This window comes from Anaerosporobacter sp. (genome assembly GCF_965301125.1).
The window spans coordinates 1-1,867 of sequence record NZ_CBDLAM010000362.1 but is presented as its reverse complement, the minus strand read 5'-3'; the positions used below and the strand labels follow the sequence as shown (position 1 = coordinate 1,867).

Here is a 1,867-nt window from a genome sequence, read left to right as displayed (position 1 = left end):
CTTTGTATCTTTATATGAAACATTAGGGATTAAAGATGTAATAATTATTTCATCATCGTCTCTTAATGGATTTATATTTGTAACAGTTTTAGTCGCAACAACTTCTTTGGCAGTTTCAACTACCGCAGAATTATCCACGGTAGTATCAATTGTTGTAGTTGCGGTCTTTTTATTTGTGCTATTATTAGCCATTAACTCAAAACCACCTTTTTACTTATATTTTTATTTATGCAAATGTAAATACTCCAAAGTAAGGAGGAAGTAATAATCCCATGCCTAACTTTGTTTGAATTTGAACATCAACGCTTGCGTCATTGTTGTTTTTGCCTTCTGTATCAATATCTGAACGAGTATCTCCAATAAACTCAAGTTTAATAGGTTTAACATCTCCACCGAGAATAAAAATCTTAGAATCATCAAGAGCAAGTTGGAAAGTGCCAGATTTGAGTGTCTGAGGAATAACCATAAGATTATTACCTTCCCATGTGCCAATAGAACCGGTATTTGCTTTTGCTTCTTTCTGAGAATTTGAGAACATCTTATCAGGAACTACAGATGCAACTTTTCTTAAAGCACCCTTTGTACCAGCGATTGTGATAGAACTATATCCACCAGCAGCTTGTACCAAATCTACTAATGCACCAACAGCTTCTTCACTATTTCCAGATTTAGAAAACTCTGAAGGAACAGAATTAGCAACATTCTGAAACTGAGCATATAATCTATCCTGAATATACTTATTTACGGACTTATAAATCTTGTCCATAATTCTTTCAAGCCCGTTAATGCCAATTAAAAATCTCTCTAAATCATCAAAACAATGAATATAAATCCACTCAGATGGAAGAGTAACTTCCTGCCCTACATCAAGAGCTTGTCTATTTGTATCCCAGTGATTACCAGCGAAACTAGCAACTGATAATAATCCACCTCCTGAATAGAATGCAGTTTTGTCTCCTAAATTTCTGTTTTTAAATTCAACAAATGCATCAATAAATGGTGAATTTATTACGTTTTCTCCAATAGTGATGTTTGTGATTTCTTCCATAATCTCGAATAATACCAAATTATTTCGTCTATAAGCCTGAAACAAGGTCTTGCCTTGAAGAATGTCTTTATTGATTTTTTCTCTAAGATAATTCTCTAAATCTACCTTAGAAAGTTTTTCATTGTCGATATGTAGTGAGAAATCCCCTCTTGCTAAATCAAGAGTTAGATCGTAAGCAGATAACTGCTCCTTAGAAAAATTTAATTTACTTCCGTACATAATTTATATTCCTCCTTCTTATAATTCGATTAAGCTAATGTTGTAATCTTTGCTTCAAACAACTCGGTAGAATAACCATAAGTGTTTGCGCTAGTTACTAATGTTGCTCCTTGTATACGTTTTCTCATAACAGTGGCTTCCATAATAGGTGTAGCTGTGGCTGTAGCCTTTGCAACTAATTCACCAGTTGTAGCATCGATTGTTAAGTAAGCGCCAGTAACTAAAGCTGTAACAGTAGCAGCCGTAACAGTAGCACTGTTAATTGCAAATTCGTCGTTAAGAGCGACTACTCTTACTCTAAATTTAGTACCGGCTGGAATTGTAAATTGATCCTTTCTCTGCTTTCAACGTAAACTTTCATCCTCAGTCCAAGCTGGCTGATCAACAACAACTATAGTCTTACCTGCACTTGTACCTTTTGCGAAGTTGTATACCACTGATTCACCAGTAGCTAATCCGTTTAAATAACCAAATGTTCCATTCTCAATTACAACATCGCTTACGCAATCAAAGATTCTTTCTGCCCCTTTTGTAGATTTCATATTCGTACTTTCAAATACACCGTAAATAGCCATAATTTATTATCCTCCTATAATTATC

At 34.5% G+C, this 1,867-nt stretch carries 3 protein-coding genes; all 3 read right to left on the bottom strand.

Features of this window, described 5'->3' with window-relative positions:
* The coding region (locus tag ACW2QF_RS19960; RefSeq protein WP_455717769.1) for a hypothetical protein at window positions 1-192 on the bottom strand (192 nt) is incomplete at its 3' end.
* 34 nt (window positions 193-226) lie between these two features.
* Window positions 227-1,267: a hypothetical protein gene (locus ACW2QF_RS19955; RefSeq protein WP_455717768.1), complete on the bottom strand. Its 1,041-nt coding sequence runs from the start codon at window positions 1,265-1,267 to the stop codon at window positions 227-229.
* A 344-nt stretch (window positions 1,268-1,611) separates the two neighbouring features.
* Window positions 1,612-1,842: a hypothetical protein gene (locus ACW2QF_RS19950; RefSeq protein WP_455717767.1), complete on the bottom strand. Its 231-nt coding sequence runs from the start codon at window positions 1,840-1,842 to the stop codon at window positions 1,612-1,614.
* Window positions 1,843-1,867 lie beyond the last annotated feature (25 nt).